Annotated in this window: 15 protein-coding genes; 4 read left to right on the forward strand and 11 right to left on the reverse strand. The window is 43.0% G+C overall.

What is annotated here, in order from left to right:
• Positions 1-146: 146 nt before the first annotated feature.
• Positions 147-1,304: a chromate efflux transporter gene (gene chrA, locus A3K86_RS22010; RefSeq protein WP_068336714.1), complete on the reverse strand. Its 1,158-nt coding sequence runs from the start codon at positions 1,302-1,304 to the stop codon at positions 147-149.
• A 249-nt stretch (positions 1,305-1,553) separates the two neighbouring features.
• On the opposite strand from chrA, the gene A3K86_RS22015 reads away from it, so the two are divergent.
• Positions 1,554-2,483, forward strand: coding sequence for a LysR family transcriptional regulator (locus A3K86_RS22015; protein WP_068336716.1), 930 nt, complete (start codon positions 1,554-1,556; stop codon positions 2,481-2,483).
• 147 nt (positions 2,484-2,630) lie between these two features.
• The gene (locus A3K86_RS22020) at positions 2,631-3,167 is read left to right on the forward strand and encodes an OmpA family protein (protein ID WP_068336719.1); all 537 of its coding nucleotides are present in this window, start codon (positions 2,631-2,633) and stop codon (positions 3,165-3,167) included.
• A gap of 80 nt (positions 3,168-3,247) precedes the next feature.
• Here A3K86_RS22020 and A3K86_RS22025 read toward each other — a convergent pair whose 3' ends face one another.
• The gene (locus tag A3K86_RS22025) at positions 3,248-4,357 is read right to left on the reverse strand and encodes a 1-acyl-sn-glycerol-3-phosphate acyltransferase (protein WP_068336722.1); all 1,110 of its coding nucleotides are present in this window, start codon (positions 4,355-4,357) and stop codon (positions 3,248-3,250) included.
• Positions 4,358-4,641: 284 nt separating this feature from the next.
• Between A3K86_RS22025 and A3K86_RS22030 the strand changes: the two genes are divergently transcribed.
• Positions 4,642-5,334, forward strand: a complete 693-nt coding sequence (locus A3K86_RS22030; protein ID WP_068336728.1) for a hypothetical protein — start codon at positions 4,642-4,644, stop codon at positions 5,332-5,334.
• Between the two features lie 96 nt (positions 5,335-5,430).
• On the opposite strand, the gene A3K86_RS22035 is transcribed toward A3K86_RS22030, so the two are convergent.
• Together A3K86_RS22035 and A3K86_RS22040 are read right to left on the reverse strand one after the other, a co-directional pair.
• Positions 5,431-5,925, reverse strand: coding sequence for a hypothetical protein (locus A3K86_RS22035; protein ID WP_146145599.1), 495 nt, complete (start codon positions 5,923-5,925; stop codon positions 5,431-5,433).
• A 139-nt stretch (positions 5,926-6,064) separates the two neighbouring features.
• A complete protein-coding gene (locus A3K86_RS22040) occupies positions 6,065-6,589 on the reverse strand; it encodes a nicotinate-nicotinamide nucleotide adenylyltransferase (protein ID WP_068336738.1) in 525 nt (174 codons plus the stop codon).
• A 248-nt stretch (positions 6,590-6,837) separates the two neighbouring features.
• On the opposite strand from A3K86_RS22040, the gene nadE reads away from it, so the two are divergent.
• A complete protein-coding gene (nadE, locus tag A3K86_RS22045) occupies positions 6,838-7,668 on the forward strand; it encodes an ammonia-dependent NAD(+) synthetase (RefSeq protein ID WP_068336741.1) in 831 nt (276 codons plus the stop codon).
• Positions 7,669-7,813: 145 nt separating this feature from the next.
• On the opposite strand, the gene A3K86_RS22050 is transcribed toward nadE, so the two are convergent.
• The 7 genes from A3K86_RS22050 to A3K86_RS22080 form a co-directional block, all read right to left on the reverse strand.
• Positions 7,814-8,329, reverse strand: a complete 516-nt coding sequence (locus A3K86_RS22050) for an HD domain-containing protein (RefSeq protein ID WP_068336744.1) — start codon at positions 8,327-8,329, stop codon at positions 7,814-7,816.
• Between the two features lie 233 nt (positions 8,330-8,562).
• Entirely contained in the window at positions 8,563-8,745 is a 183-nt protein-coding gene (locus A3K86_RS22055) for a YoaH family protein (protein WP_068336746.1), read from the reverse strand.
• 116 nt (positions 8,746-8,861) lie between these two features.
• Positions 8,862-10,067 carry an NnrS family protein gene (locus tag A3K86_RS22060; protein WP_232322045.1) on the reverse strand — a complete coding sequence of 402 codons (1,206 nt, stop codon included), beginning with the start codon at positions 10,065-10,067 and terminating at the stop codon, positions 8,862-8,864.
• Positions 10,068-10,211: 144 nt separating this feature from the next.
• The gene (locus A3K86_RS22065) at positions 10,212-11,108 is read right to left on the reverse strand and encodes a DUF2861 family protein (protein ID WP_232322046.1); all 897 of its coding nucleotides are present in this window, start codon (positions 11,106-11,108) and stop codon (positions 10,212-10,214) included.
• A gap of 1 nt (position 11,109) precedes the next feature.
• Positions 11,110-11,775: a response regulator transcription factor gene (locus A3K86_RS22070; protein WP_068336748.1), complete on the reverse strand. Its 666-nt coding sequence runs from the start codon at positions 11,773-11,775 to the stop codon at positions 11,110-11,112.
• Complete coding sequence (gene vxrA / locus A3K86_RS22075) at positions 11,750-13,192, reverse strand: sensor histidine kinase VxrA (protein WP_068336750.1); 1,443 nt, start codon at positions 13,190-13,192, stop codon at positions 11,750-11,752. Before vxrA ends, A3K86_RS22070 begins: the two co-directional genes overlap by 26 nt.
• 148 nt (positions 13,193-13,340) lie before the next feature.
• Positions 13,341-14,453, reverse strand: a complete 1,113-nt coding sequence (locus tag A3K86_RS22080) for a helix-turn-helix transcriptional regulator (protein WP_068336752.1) — start codon at positions 14,451-14,453, stop codon at positions 13,341-13,343.
• Between the last annotated feature and the right edge of the window lie 99 nt (positions 14,454-14,552).

The following is a 14,552-nucleotide window of genomic DNA, read 5'->3' on the forward strand; positions in this document are numbered from 1 at the left end:
ATCAGCACTAAGCATAAAAGTTATAGTGCATTAGAATGGCAGTAGTTAGAAATAACAAACAAAAAAGCTTTCACCATTTGTGGTGAAAGCTCCTTGATATCATACGACTCGTTTTCGTTTGGGAAACTCAGCAATGATAGGCAGTATTAATGGGCAATCATGCTATAGCCACCTAACAAGATAGCGAGAACCCATACAGGTGTATTTTTGTATTTAAGTAACAGATAACCCACAATAACCACCACTACATCAGTAATACTGGTGACTGCACTTGAAATTACAGGGCTAACAAATGCACTGGCTAGCAGCCCTACTACACTGGCATTTACATAGCTGATGGATGCTTTTAATTTGGCGTGAGAGAAAATAGCTTGCCACGCAGGTAAGAAAGCAAATAGCAATAAAGCTCCCGGTAAAAACACCGCAATTGTCGCAATCGCACTGCCTAAGATAGGTGATGAAGGCATCACCACCGTCCCCAAGTAACTTGCCATTGTGAACATTGGACCAGGGACAAGCTGGGCTGACGCATACGCAGCAAGAAAGTCATCACTTGCCACCATACCTTCTAACATTGGCTGCAACAGCGGCAGAACGACATGCCCTCCACCAAAAACGAAACTACCAGCTTGATAGAAAATATTGAACAGTGATGCGCCGGCATTTAACTCAGCAACCAAAGGTAAACCGATTAACAACACAGCAAAGGTCGCTAGTAACCCTTTATGAGGTGAAATCTTCAAAGGCGAAGATGACGATGCTAATGATGTAGACGACTTGCCTAAGTGTGTAACGGCAAAACCAACGACAGCTGCGAATAGAATCGGAACAATTTGCCCAAGTAGACCCGTTGAGAAGAATACCCAAACCGCAGTGACAGCCGCAATTGCAATCATAGGCGGTGTATTTACATTTTTCTTCGCCATCCCCCATAGGGCATCAGCAACAACGATTACAGCCAACAGCTTTGCGGCTTGAATGAAGATCGCCATCATTTCTTGGTTGATACTCTGCGCGCTCATGACAGCAATGAAAGTCAATAAGGCAAAAGATGGCAGTGTAAAACCAACAAAAGCACCAAGCGCACCTAAGTACCCCGCTTGTTTATAACCAATATACATACCTAACTGGCTACTCGCAGGCCCTGGTAAAAACTGGCATAAAGCAACGGCTTGCGTGAAATCATCGCTCGTTAGCCACTTGCGCTTTTCGACAAATTCTCGTTGGAAGAAACCAATATGTGCAGCAGGTCCACCAAAACTGAACAGACCCAATACAAAGAAACGGACAAAAACAGTGATCATACATCCTCCTAATCTGTAGCGAATTTTACTTTTCTTAGGAAAATTAATGAAAACGTTTAAATTGATGATTCGTATTGATTTGATTCATGGTTGTGAATTTTAACCAAACACCTGTGACCGTGTAACTACTGAGGGAGCTAGACATTGTGCTTTGCCACAAAGCAATGTCTTGATAAATAACCAGCTTTCCATGCATATTGGCGCAGATTAAGTATATAATGCCCTATCTCTGAGTTCGGTATCTTTCATATGCTAGAAAATCTTCATCAAATGGTTATCTTGGCGACTGTTGGCCATGAGCAAAACTTTACCCGCGCGGCTGAACGCTTGGGGATTTCAAAATCTCAGGTGAGTAAGCAAATTCGCTTTCTTGAAGAACGACTGGGTTGTCAGCTCGTACAGCGCAGCACTCGTGCCGTCGCTCTTACCGATATCGGTTTGCAATATGCCGAATACGGACAACAGTTACTTGATACCGTCAATGAAGCTGAAGCTATGGTTGCGGGTTACCGCAATGAAATCAAAGGTGTACTGCGTATTGGTATTGCTCAATCCTTTGGTAATCAGCATATAACAACTGCTCTAGCTGAGTTTCAAAAGCATCACCCCGACTTGGAATTAGAAATAAGCTTGTTCGATCATCGTCCAAACTTACTCGAAGAAGGTTTTGACTGCTGGGTTGCAATTCATGAACACCCACCAGAAGGCATGGTAGCTCGCAAATTGGCAGAGTGTGAATTTGCAGTCGTTGCCTCACCTAACTACATTGCAGAGCACGGCACACCCAAAACGCCCGGTGATTTACGTCATCACAACTGCATTACCTACCAAAGTCGTGAACGTCAGTACATTAACTGGGAATTTAGCCGCGATGGCATCAATCAAGCCATTCGTGCTCGCGGTACCTATCGCATTGATAACGCACCAGCTGTATTAGATGCAGCAACAGCGGGCTTAGGTATCGCCTATCTGGCGACTTACCTTATTACGGATGAGTTTGAGACAAACAAACTCGTTCAGTTACTTCCAGAATGGAAAGCAAATGTCGATCTGCCAATTTACGCTGTGTACCCTCGCCGTAAATACTTGGCCCCTAAAGTACGTAGCTTTATCGATTTTATGGCTGATCGCATGTCGAAGTACCCTTACCGCAAGCCCAACCCTATTTTAGATGCTTAGCTAATATTGCGAGGCTAAGTCTTTGATCGCCCATACGGCAAAGTAAACCTTACAGCGAGTACATGGCAGGCTCTCAATAATGAAGTTGTGATCCTGTCACTTTCCACTAAACCTAAAGTGTAACCCTTAGTGCTTTAGGTGTGAAACATGCGACTCGCGACTGCTCTGTACCACTTTCTTTTAATCAATTTAACTAGCTTGCTATTACTGGGCTGTAGTGCTGCTCAGCAAGGCAGCGTTGAAACCGTTACCAATCGTAGCGAAGTCCCTTCCCCTGAAGCCAAAGTCCTGTTAACAACAATTGCCGAACATCGCGACGTTATTTACTTTGAAAAAAACAGCTACGAACTATCAACACAAGCCCAGCTCTTAATTGACCCTATTGCTGTACGTTTACTCCGTTATCCTGATACGCATGTGATTATCATCGGGCACAGTGATAACGAAGGAAGCGCTGAAGATAACGTCGTGCTGTCTTACGAACGCGCTTTTAGCGTCGCAATTTACATTACCTCGGTTTTTGGTATTGAAGAAGAAAGGTTGCAACTCATCGCAGCTGGTGAAGATGAACCCGTAATCCATGGCAGTGCGACACTTGAACAACAGCAAAATCGACGGGTAGAAATTATTTCACCTAAAGCTGTCGTCAGAACATTGAACACCATCGACGGACAACAGTTTTAATCTATCCCTATCAAGCAATAAAAAACGGGCAGTATTTCCACTGCCCGTTCTACATTACCTTCAACCTGTATTACAAACGATTAAGCCTGTTTTTTCTCAGCTGGGTAGGCATACATCTGTTTAAGAATCGAAGCAACGCCTGTTGGCTGGGAAGCAAGCTTAGCTTCAAATTTCGCACGCTCGTCAGCCGTCACAGATTCATGGTTAATACCCGCTGCAATATAGTTGGCAGGGAAAAGCTTATAGTTTTCGGTAATTTGACGATCAACTTCTTGCGCAAAAGCTTCTGGCGTTTCAAAGCTGTTATCAACCACATCACCAAAACTCACATGAATACGGCGCTTCTGACCCACAATACCTTTGATGATGCTGTCGATATCTTCCAGCTCACCTTTTTCGTAACTACCTTGGGTGCGGATTTGATCTAACTCTTGCGCTTTTAATAGGTCACATGGGTCATTTTCATAAGAGATCGCCACAGGCACAATTTTCAAACTCGCCATATAATCAGCAAAGCTTTCTTTACGTTTGCGCCCTTCCATATGGAACATTTTTAGCAATGCAGGCTCTGTTTTATCATTGCCGTCTTTCGCGCGACCTTCTCTCTGGGCAATCCAAATTGAATTACCGCTTTCAAGCGAGTGCTTAATGTAGCTAGATAGTTGACCAAGTGCTTTCATCATTTCACGCGGGCCTTTCGCCGAACGCTTCACAATAAAGCTTTTATTAAGGCGCATTAGCTCTGTCGCACAAGGTTTTTTCAATAAGTTATCACCAATGGCAATGTGTGATGTTCCGTGATTACGCTGGAACAAACACCAGTTCACAATGGCTGGATCCATTGCAATATCGCGGTGATTAGAAACAAAAAGGTAAGACTGAGTTGGATCTAATTTATCCAAACCACTGTGCGTCACACTATCGCAAGAGTGATCCAACGTTGATGCCATGTACTTAGCTACATGATTCTGAACATCTTCAACTGTGTGAATATTTGACCACTTGCTTACAAGAAAACGACGGATGATTGGACGAAGTAACCAACCAAACACACCAGAAAGCTGAGGAAAGCGGTAATTTAGAATAGCAGTAATGAACTCGTCGTCATTCACAAGGCGCTCAATTGCACCATTCACTTCGCTATCAATATAAGGGCGAATTTCTTTATAAATATCGTTATCTTCTTGCACAATGAGACTTCATTAATAATAAAAACTGGCTTATTTTACGCAGAAATATCAGCATTAATAGTGATGCTCGATAATTACTCGCATGGTTGGAGGTCTTACCAGATCAATAAGTTTCAATATCGACCAGATAATCACCAGATTAGCGCACTTTTTTAAAAGATGTCAGCAAAGCATTGTGCTTTCGCAACAAATGTCACTATTTAATTGGCTTCTAAGCCGCTGATGTATTGACCCTAAAGCGAAAAGCTATCAGTATGTGCGGGCTTTTTTGCAAGAGAGTAAATATGAAACAGGCAATCGAATTTTCTCATCAACAGCACCCTTTCCTTACTGTTGGTCCACGTCGTAAGAGCATGACCTCTTACATGATGTTTGTAACTCAAGGTACGGCATTGATCCGTTTGGGTAAAAACGAGCATCTTATCCCTGAAGGTCACGGCTTTTGGGTTCCATTTGATTGCCTCCACGCACTGACAGTTTTACCCGGTAGTAAAATTGCGCGTATTGATATTTCTGCACGCGTAACAACCCCGCTATGTACTGAAGCCGGCTTTTTCACCACATCTGAATTACTGAAAGCTGTGATTGGTGTGCTAGATGGCACACCAGAATCAGAACAAGAATGGGATGGTGCTTTTGGCAGACTACTTGCGGTAGCAAAAGATCAACTTGCTAAAATTAAAGTCGATAGTAAATCTATCTGCCCTAACCTATCTAAGCATTATCAGTCTTCGTTACAGTTAGCGTTACAAGGTAAAAAGGTAACCGACAATGCAGCAGCAAAAGCCATTAATGCGAATTTGCACACCAACCTAGCTGAGTTAGAAATGACATTACTGATGCGAGAAGCGGTGAAATTGGCGCGCTCTGGTCGTAAGCCAGAAATGATTGCGAATGAGCTAAAGCTGAATATCAATGTTTTGGAAGCAATGGCGCAGCCTATCTTGGGTAAACCACTCTCGCAGCTGAATGGATAACATCTAAATTCATTCAGGTTTTCAGAATACAACCAAAAAGCGATGCCCTTGAGCATCGCTTTTTAGTATCTAATCTGTTGACCAATCTAAATGATCTTATTGGAACGGGATTTCTAGCTGTAGCAATACATCGCTTGAGTTGTCTTCATGCCAGCCATGCCAGCGATAATCAAAACGAAGCCGCATCGAGTCAGGGTCTTCGCTTCCTACTCCAAACGACATCAACAAGCCATACTGACGAATTAACTCTTCAATATCTTTGATTTGCTTAATATCAACTTGCTCATTTTTGTATTTCTCAGGCATCCAAAAACCCAAGCCATAAAAAGTAGAAGCCGCTCGCGTACTCATCACAGGTGAATCTTCTTCCACCAGCCCAGACCAGTCTTGCCAAAAGGCACTGTTATACTCGCGATCTTCTCGCCAAAGGTCGTTACTTTCTATAGCCGTGATCGCTTCGTCACGCTGAAGATCAGCAGCTTCGTAAGGACGGCAGTTAAATGTGCTTAACACATCGTTATTGGGCTTGCCTGTCTCATCGGTATACGCTTTACACGACAACGCACGAGCATCTGCACAAAGCAGTATCACCCCACCTAGTCCGAGACAACAAAGTTTTAATCCACAAATACCCAATGTTACGCCTTTACTATCACTTTGGAGTTTTGCACTACCAAATACTACGATTACACTTCAAATGCGTTGTCTATTTTTAACGCAAAAAGAAAAATTATTCAAAGCAAAATCGCGTATCTTCTACTAGAAGTTTAGCGACTTTCTCTGTAGTTAAATGTGAAATACTGCACTTTGCGGCAAGTTTTTCACGAATTAATGTGCTTCTAACTTTTACGGTTTCAGGGCAAGCTAGTACTTGCCACTTCTCAAGTATCTCATCTGACCTGTGGAACTTGTGGAAGTTCAAAAAGTTATCAGGACCAACAACAAAAGTTAAGTTTGCTTCAGGATATTGTGCTTGTAATTCATTCAAAACTGCATGGGTTGTAATGGCTTCATCACCTTGTGCCATATCCGCCTCAACGGAACAAAGCTCTAAGTTTGATAACCCACTATCTTCAATAAATGCCAAAACTAACTCACAACGCGCATCATAATCGAGCATCACCTTTCCCCAAGCGTGCGCATAGCTGGGTAGTAGCAAAACACGATCAAACTGGCTAAGGCGTTTTAATACCGATAAATGCCCTAAGCTAGGAGGGTTAAATGCACTACCAAAAATGGCAATAGATTGAGACATGATAAAGACAGCCCTTACAATAAACGTGTATAACAGTATCCGTAACTAAACAAACTCACTTGTTATTGTTCATTTTACAGAATGATTGATCTTTATGGCGCTGAAATTGATATAAATACCAAAATAAGATTGATCATTATTTAGAGTTATCGCATGATTTTGCGAAAGATTTAATGTAATTATTCACTTTTTTCGTCTATACGGTTTAAGTGAACAATATTTGGGCAAAGCCCGAGGATAATGGAACGATGGAACAGCAAATCCGCGCAGAAATGCGTGTTCTCCCTGAAATTGATGTCGATTTTGAAATTCAACGCCGTATCGCTTTCATCAAGAATACGATGCAAAAATCAGGCTGTAAGTCGATTGTGCTTGGGATCAGCGGTGGTGTCGATTCAACAACTTGTGGTCGCTTAGCACAGCTTGCCGTAAATGAACTAAACGCTGAAACAAATTCAAGCGATTACCAGTTCATTGCCGTTCGCTTACCATACGGCGAACAGAAAGATGAAGACGAAGCTCAAGTTGCTCTCTCCTTTATCCAACCTTCTCAGTCTGTTAGCGTTAATATTAAAGACGGTGTTGATGGCATGCACGCCAGCACATTGTCTGCGCTAGAAGGCACGGGGTTAATCCCGCAAGATTCAGCAAAAGTTGATTTCGTAAAAGGTAACGTCAAAGCTCGCATGCGTATGATTGCGCAATATGAAATCGCTGGGCTTGTCGGTGGTTTAGTTTTAGGTACTGACCACTCTGCAGAGAACATTACAGGCTTTTATACTAAGTTCGGTGATGGTGCATGTGATTTAGCACCGCTATTTGGTTTAAACAAACGCCAAGTACGCTCACTAGCCGCTAAGCTAGGTGCGCCAAATCAACTTGTTATCAAAGTACCAACCGCAGATCTTGAAGAGCTTGCACCACAAAAAGCAGATGAAGATGCACTGCAAGTTACTTATGACCAAATTGATGACTTCTTGGAAGGTAAACCCGTTGAGGCGCACGTTACAGAGCGTCTTGTTAGCATTTACCGCGCAACGCAGCACAAACGTAAACCTATCCCGACGATTTACGATTAATTTCCAGTAACTGGTTTCAATTAATCAAAATGAAAAAGCTCAGGGAACAACCTGAGCTTTTTATTATTTGACGCTCTATTTGAAATAAGTATGCACTGAACAAATAAACCAACCAAGCCTATTCTTTTCAGCGCTATTTATAACGCTATTGTTCCTTTAGAGGCTCAATAAGATTATCAAGTTCCCACCAAATCGCCTCACATAAGCCTTCTCGGTAAACTGCGGCTTTAAAAGACTCATGCTCAAGCTTATACATTTCATAGTGGCGTTGTGAACCATGCTTACTGGCACGCACGTTAGCTAGCCGATCACAGGCTTTCACGATTAAGGCGAGTCGTGCTGACTCTTCATCTGCTTCTAATGAAGCGAGGCGCTGGTTAATCATTGCCTTACGTTTTACCCTGTCTTCTAACTTACCATCTGACATATAGCTCACTGCATCTGCGACAACAAATCCAAAGTCAGCGGCAAGTTCATCAACAGTTGTTTCAGTATCTTCAATTACATCATGAAGCTGGGCAATGATCATGGCATCAGTGCCAAAGGGAGTTGCTAACCGTGAAACCGCCTCTAAATGCACATAATATGGCAAATCACCGTAGAATTGCCCTGTGTGCTTGCTCCTTGCCAAGGTACGCGCTTTTAGATAACGATTATTCATTACACTTTACCTTCATACAAAATAAGTCGTTTATTTGTTAGTGGCTAACTGCAATAGCAGAATAAGCGGCTTTGCTTATTTCTCTCGATCCTACATTGAGTATATTGCAACTTGTCAGGGTTACTGATTTGAAAGCTTTTGTATGAGATTTACCGCACAAAGTGGATAAAAAAACGGCACCTATTAAGGTGCCGTTTCATAGTTTGTTTCATTATTACAACATGTTAAGACGATTATTCTTCGTCTTCGTGCTCATCTTCTTCAACTGATGGGTTCGCACGTGCTGCTGATTCGCGGATTTCATTAGCGACTTTTTGGATCGCTTCACCACTACTCATGCCATTCGCCATCAACTCATGAATGCGCTCTGCGGCAAGTTGTTGTTGTTCGTGGTTTAAAGTCGTGGAATTAAACATGCTAATGATTCGCCTAATGTTTGAATGAGGAGCGACATTCTATAGCCAAAACGAAAGACTGTCACTCCTATCACGTTGTAATACGTATTTGCTGTGTTTACTCTTCTTTGATTTTCTTATCCTGGGCGACCATCAACGCGTGGCTTCGATAAGATTGGAAAATAAACAATCGCGAATACACCAAATGCCAATGCCCACAATAGCGCAGAATATACATAACCATTAAGCGTCAATGCAGGTAATAACTGCACCATCAATGTACGTACAAGCACAGATGCAATCATGACAAGAAAAGCAAACACCATAATGCGACCAACTTGCAGATTACGACCGGTATGACCCAGTGACACACGCGCCATCATAGCTAGAATCATGCTGCCCATACCGCCGACAGTGATAAAGTGCAAACCAACACTATAACTGATCGCCATACCAGCAAAGTGCGCTCCCAGCATCAGCATACCAATAACCATACAGCCATAGGCAAAATGCAGCGACCACAATAGCGGTACTTTTGCTGTGCTAAAACTGCGCCAACGTGCAAAACGAATAAGGTTAGTAACACCTGTAATAATAAACAATGCTGGTAGTGTAATTTGGTTAATCGCTTCAGGAATAGGAAGCAATACATTCAGCATTAGCAACCAAGAAGGGACTAGCGCCAACCATTCAATCGGCTCTGGACGCGTAATTTGGGCGGTATTTGTGCCACGCCATGTAAAGAATGGGATCACTCGACCACCAACCACCAGCACAATCACAGAGATAACGGTGACTAGCGCCAGAGTTAACTTATGTAAATCAAACTGAGTGATCGATAAAGCATTTAAGTGCATTAGGGCGTTAATCACAGTAAGTAAGATCAGCAAAGGTGAGAAGAACAAGTTATTCCACTGTCGACGAACTATGATTGGCTGAGCAAGGAAGAAAGCTGCCAGCGGGATCCAACTCAGATCGATTACCATCCAAACCCAGTGTGGATTTGCAAATAACAGCCCTATTCGCGCAACTAGCCATAATGCAAATAGCACCATCAGCTTCGGTCCACGAACACCTGGGTTCCCTGTCCAGTTTTGTACTGCTGTTAGTAGAAAACCAATAATAATGGCGCCAGTGAAGCCAATAAGCATTTCATGTGCATGCCACCATACTGGGTTGCCATACATGAGTTGGACGTTTGTGAGCTGCCCTGACCAAAACATCGCCCAAATGATCATCGCGATCACAGAGAAAATACTCGCGCCAAGAAAGAAAGGTCGGAATGCTAAACGAAAAAGCGGTGTAATACGTTGCTCTTTTTCGTTATCTAAAATCTGCATCATAGTGAATTACTCAACTTTAAAGATGCATCAATAATACACCTTTAAAGTTGCAAATAAAACACATCTTTTGGGTTGATAAGCCCAATCAAAAAAGCCATAGCACCGCAAAAGTACTATGGCTATATATAACGATCTGAAAATTAACTATTTTTGCTCTTCAGGTTGCTGTTGCTTCTGATCTAGACTCAATTGAAAATCGATTGGACGCGTAATGCGCTGGATATCTAATATCGAAATATCCCCTTGCCAACGGCTTTCAATTAAACCGACACTCAACCAATATCGACCATCAGGTACATCAATCTGAGGTAAGGTCGTTGGCAATTTACCGTCAATTTCCTCAGTCCAGATCGGCGTCCAGCTAAGATCATTTAGATCGTAGAGGTTAATCGACAGCACAGGTGATGGACAAGTCGGATTCGGCAATTGAGAATGTTCAATTCGCCAATTTTTACTGTCTTTCCAACCAATACGTTGCTTGATGGAAGGTGCACCTAAAATCACCCAAGAACTCCAAGCTTCCTTTTCGTTATTAGTTAACGTGATTTTATACAAACCTTCAGCTATTGGTTTTTCTAAACGGCTCGACTCAGCCGTAAAATCACCATTTTTCTCAAGCACAGGTGACGTCGAGATGTATTTTTGATCTGGCCAACGAGTAAAAGTCACTTCATCGATTTTCTTTTGACTCGCACCGGAAACAGACAGCTTTAGCATAACCTGATTCAGGTTTTGCACCACTTCGCGACGAATAGATAATGTAGAAAGCCAGCTTGGCAGCACAGCCTGCGTTAGACTTCGACCACAATCTTCGGTTAATGCCAATTTCAACAAACCATCCAGATTCGTGTTTTGTTGCTCATCTGGTGCCTGTTGCCACGCTTGGATCATAGTGTCGAAGCCTTCAGAGGTTTTGCCTTCCAACACGCGTTGATGCGACAAAGTATAAAGATCTTGTCCTAAGAACCACTCAGCAGAAGCACTCGGTACCATAAATACCGAGCACAACATTAACCAATAGGAGGTGAAGCCAACACGCATGTTAATCAGCAGCCTTCATGCGATAACCCACACCACGCAAGGTTTCAATTTCAATCCCCGCCAGTTTTTGACGTAATTGAAGAATATGGGTATCAACAGTACGTGTAGTTGGGTAATGGTTATAACCCCAGACTTGATCAAGTAACTCATCACGGGTAAATACACGACCTGCGTGTTTTGCCAAGAACACCAACAATTCAAACTCAGTACGCGTTAGCGTAACGTGCTCACCGTTTTGGCTCACATCACGACTTTCAAGATCAATGGTGATCTCACCGACTTTGATCACATTTGCCGCTGATACGGTTTTATCGCCATTACGTAGGTGTACACGAATGCGCGCAAGCAATTCTTCTTCTGCAAAAGGCTTCGTCAGGTAATCTTTAGCACCAGAATCGAGACCCATGACCTTATCGGTCACGGACACCATTGCTGTTAGCAAAATCACAGGAACATGCTTGATCGATAACCAACCGTCTAAATAGGTTAGCGAGTCACCTTCTGGTAACTGACGGTCTAGCACAACAAGATCGGCTTGATCCCATAAATCCGCCACTTTTGTAGCACAGTCTGCATACAGGCAGTGGTAGCCTGCTTCTTTTAACCCTTCGAGTAAACCATCAGCAAGGTTGTGGTCATCTTCAACCAGTAGCAGAGTTTGATTCACACGGTATCTCCAAAATAAAAGTGGTAGGAGGGCCAGTCAGTTTCATCCGCCCCCCCATTCTACGTATCATCGATTCAACAATTGTAAGACCAAGCCCCAAACCTTTTTCACTGACAAAGGGCTTGCGTAATCGAGACCAATCTTTGGCCCCCAACTGACCTTTATCTTCAACCGTAATGATCAGTTTTCCATCCTTGAACGATGACGTTAATGTGATTGGCGTTACGCCATATTTATGTGCATTGGACAACAAGTTGTCGATACACGTTCCAAGCCAGTACACATTTAGCTCTACACTTTTGTCTTCTTCAGGTAGCACCAAATTGACTTCGTACGGCTCAGCAATAAATTCAATCCATTCGTTATATGATTCTACAGGCGCAACACTCAATTGTTGTTGGTTTGCTTGTAAGTAATCTTTACTCGCCTCTGCCAGTTGGCGAAGACGGCGTGAGTCTTCAGTTAAACGCCTAAATTCATCATAGAGGGATTCAGGTAAGGCATCAAAATGTCGACGGAAACCTTCTACTGTCATCGCTAAACTTGCGATTGGCGTTCTCAGTTCGTGGGTCAAGATTTGTAGTACCAGCATACGCTCTTCCATCGCACGACGACGGATACGTAAGCGATACACCCCCCAACCGATTAACAACGCCACGTTGGCAATACCCAGCCCCACCAACAAATAAAACGTCAGTTGTGATTGGTCTTCTTCTTGCCAACAAATATTACCCGTCTTTGCCAAACAAAAATCGGTATTGTTTAAGCGTTTGAACAAGAGTTGATAACGCTCTAATACGACCGACCACGATGGCTGACCATAAATATGGTATTCGTTGCCATTACGTACCCAAAGCTCGCCATTTGAAACAAAAGCTTCAGCTCCCGCAATAAAAACATCAATCTCTTCACTGCTCATACGCTGTAAACGTCCCAACTCTGTGTTGGTTGGAGCTAATGGTTTCTCCTGAATATGAAGAAAGCGCGATAAACGCTCTTCAGAATCTGGGTGCTTTTTAATATAGCGAAACGCATAACTACCACCGCCGGGATGAATATAGCCTGAACGAATAAACCAACCCGTCGGTAACTTAGTGTTATTACAAACCGCACGCGTAAAAACAACAGGCTGTGTCACCAGAGGGCTGACAGGCCAAGGACCTTTACAGGTTTGAGAACCCGCATAAAGGCGACGCATGGATTTCAATGGATACTTAGCAGTTTGTGGAAGCAATGAAGACGGCTTTAGCAGCGCATGAGGATATAAGCTTTGCAGTTGGCGAAAGTCGTAACTCGCCAAAGGCTCACTCTGTAATAAATCAGAGCGTACCGCATCTAAGCGCTCAGGAAGGCTTTGTACTGAGGCCGTACATGCCGCTGAAAAACAGAGTGATAAAAGCAAAGCAATTTTTTTCATCTGCTTAGTTTATCACTCAAACCCCTACCAATGTCAGAAAAATGTCATTGATAACAAGTGGAAAAACGTTAAGCCTAGTAATAATCAGCCCTTCCGCAGCTCCGCGAGTTCTTATTGGATGAGAATTTGCCACTTGCTATAGACACGACTACGCCACTGAAAGCTCACCAGGGGTGATCCCAAATTTACGTTTAAAGGCGGTAATAAAGTTTGATGGGTGATTGTAGCCCGCCATATACGCTGCTTCACCAATGCTGATCTGCTCTTTGCTCATGGCTTCTTTTACTTTTTCTAACCGTCGGCTTCGAACATACTCAAACACGGTACAACCAAATGTTTGTTTGAATTTACGCTGAAGCGCACTCACACTCATTGCCGATTGCTTAGCGACATCTTCAAGTTTCAATTCGGTATGAAGATAAGACTCTAAGTATTCAATTGCGCCACACAAGACATCATATTGCGAACTGGTTTCACTTTTCCCATGAAATGTCGGAGCCTCACTCTCTCTTACATCCCGTTGCTCCTCCACTTGATACGCTCCTACCACAGAGGCACTTTCTCTCTCTTGCTCCCCTTTCCTTTGGCTACAAATGTCCATCACCATTTCGCTAATAATGGCAATGATATGTGACTCAACAAGCAAGTTACGCTGCCAAGCATCTTCTCGTTGTGATAACTGAAATATTTGTTGGCAGTGATTGAGCACTGTTTTTGATACTCGCCAATCAATACAGGCAAGGTGTTCACGAAAGACTTGGTGAAATTGTGATTCTGTCTCACTTTCATGCGCTAACTGACGATCAAACCATTGATGTGGGATCACCACATTTAACTTACGAACATGACCTTTGGTTAAATAGCGACGAAACGATGATCGGCGCTTAAGATCAACAATAATCGCAACGGGCTCATGGCTCTCAGCTTCTTCTTCCATTTCTCGCTTTTCAGGAACTTGCAGATGGTAATCTTGATCGTCATAGCCAAATTTCAGTTGCCCTTCAAACAGAATGATAAGGTGCAATGCTCTACCTGCTGTCGCGACTACCGTTGTTTCTGTCAGTTCGTGGATATCCCCTCCCATCACAGCAACACCTGAAGGAAACTTTTCTGATATGAACTGACCTTCAACCAACACTTGTTTGTTCTGTTGGTTAGCGACAATCGTCTGTGTGTTTTGCGTCTCCACTTTCTCGGTAAAAACAACACGCTGTGATAGCACCGAGGTTGCTCGATCCGGTGCTTGGTGCCCATTAATCACAATCTTTCCTTCTTACACTCATTCTTAACGTTATGCTGAATGGTAAATGTATACCTACGCGCATTTCTCATAACGAGGAGACGATTACGCATTATGGTA

It is taken from the genome of Photobacterium jeanii, assembly GCF_001650345.1.
GTDB lineage: Bacteria > Pseudomonadota > Gammaproteobacteria > Enterobacterales > Vibrionaceae > Photobacterium > Photobacterium jeanii.

Excerpts from the sequence above, each read along its gene's own strand:
- A3K86_RS22020 (WP_068336719.1), top strand. The coding sequence starts at position 2,631 with ATGCGACTCGCGACTGCTCTGTACCACTTTCTTTTAATCAATTTAACT.
- A3K86_RS22030 (WP_068336728.1), top strand. The coding sequence starts at position 4,642 with ATGAAACAGGCAATCGAATTTTCTCATCAACAGCACCCTTTCCTTACT.
- A3K86_RS22060 (WP_232322045.1), bottom strand. The coding sequence starts at position 10,067 with ATGATGCAGATTTTAGATAACGAAAAAGAGCAACGTATTACACCGCTT.
- chrA (WP_068336714.1), bottom strand. The coding sequence starts at position 1,304 with ATGATCACTGTTTTTGTCCGTTTCTTTGTATTGGGTCTGTTCAGTTTT.
- A3K86_RS22065 (WP_232322046.1), bottom strand. The coding sequence starts at position 11,108 with ATGCGTGTTGGCTTCACCTCCTATTGGTTAATGTTGTGCTCGGTATTT.
- A3K86_RS22050 (WP_068336744.1), bottom strand. The coding sequence starts at position 8,329 with ATGAATAATCGTTATCTAAAAGCGCGTACCTTGGCAAGGAGCAAGCAC.
- A3K86_RS22040 (WP_068336738.1), bottom strand. The coding sequence starts at position 6,589 with ATGTCTCAATCTATTGCCATTTTTGGTAGTGCATTTAACCCTCCTAGC.
- A3K86_RS22015 (WP_068336716.1), top strand. The coding sequence starts at position 1,554 with ATGCTAGAAAATCTTCATCAAATGGTTATCTTGGCGACTGTTGGCCAT.
- vxrA (WP_068336750.1), bottom strand. The coding sequence starts at position 13,192 with ATGAAAAAAATTGCTTTGCTTTTATCACTCTGTTTTTCAGCGGCATGT.
- A3K86_RS22055 (WP_068336746.1), bottom strand. The coding sequence starts at position 8,745 with ATGTTTAATTCCACGACTTTAAACCACGAACAACAACAACTTGCCGCA.
- nadE (WP_068336741.1), top strand. The coding sequence starts at position 6,838 with ATGGAACAGCAAATCCGCGCAGAAATGCGTGTTCTCCCTGAAATTGAT.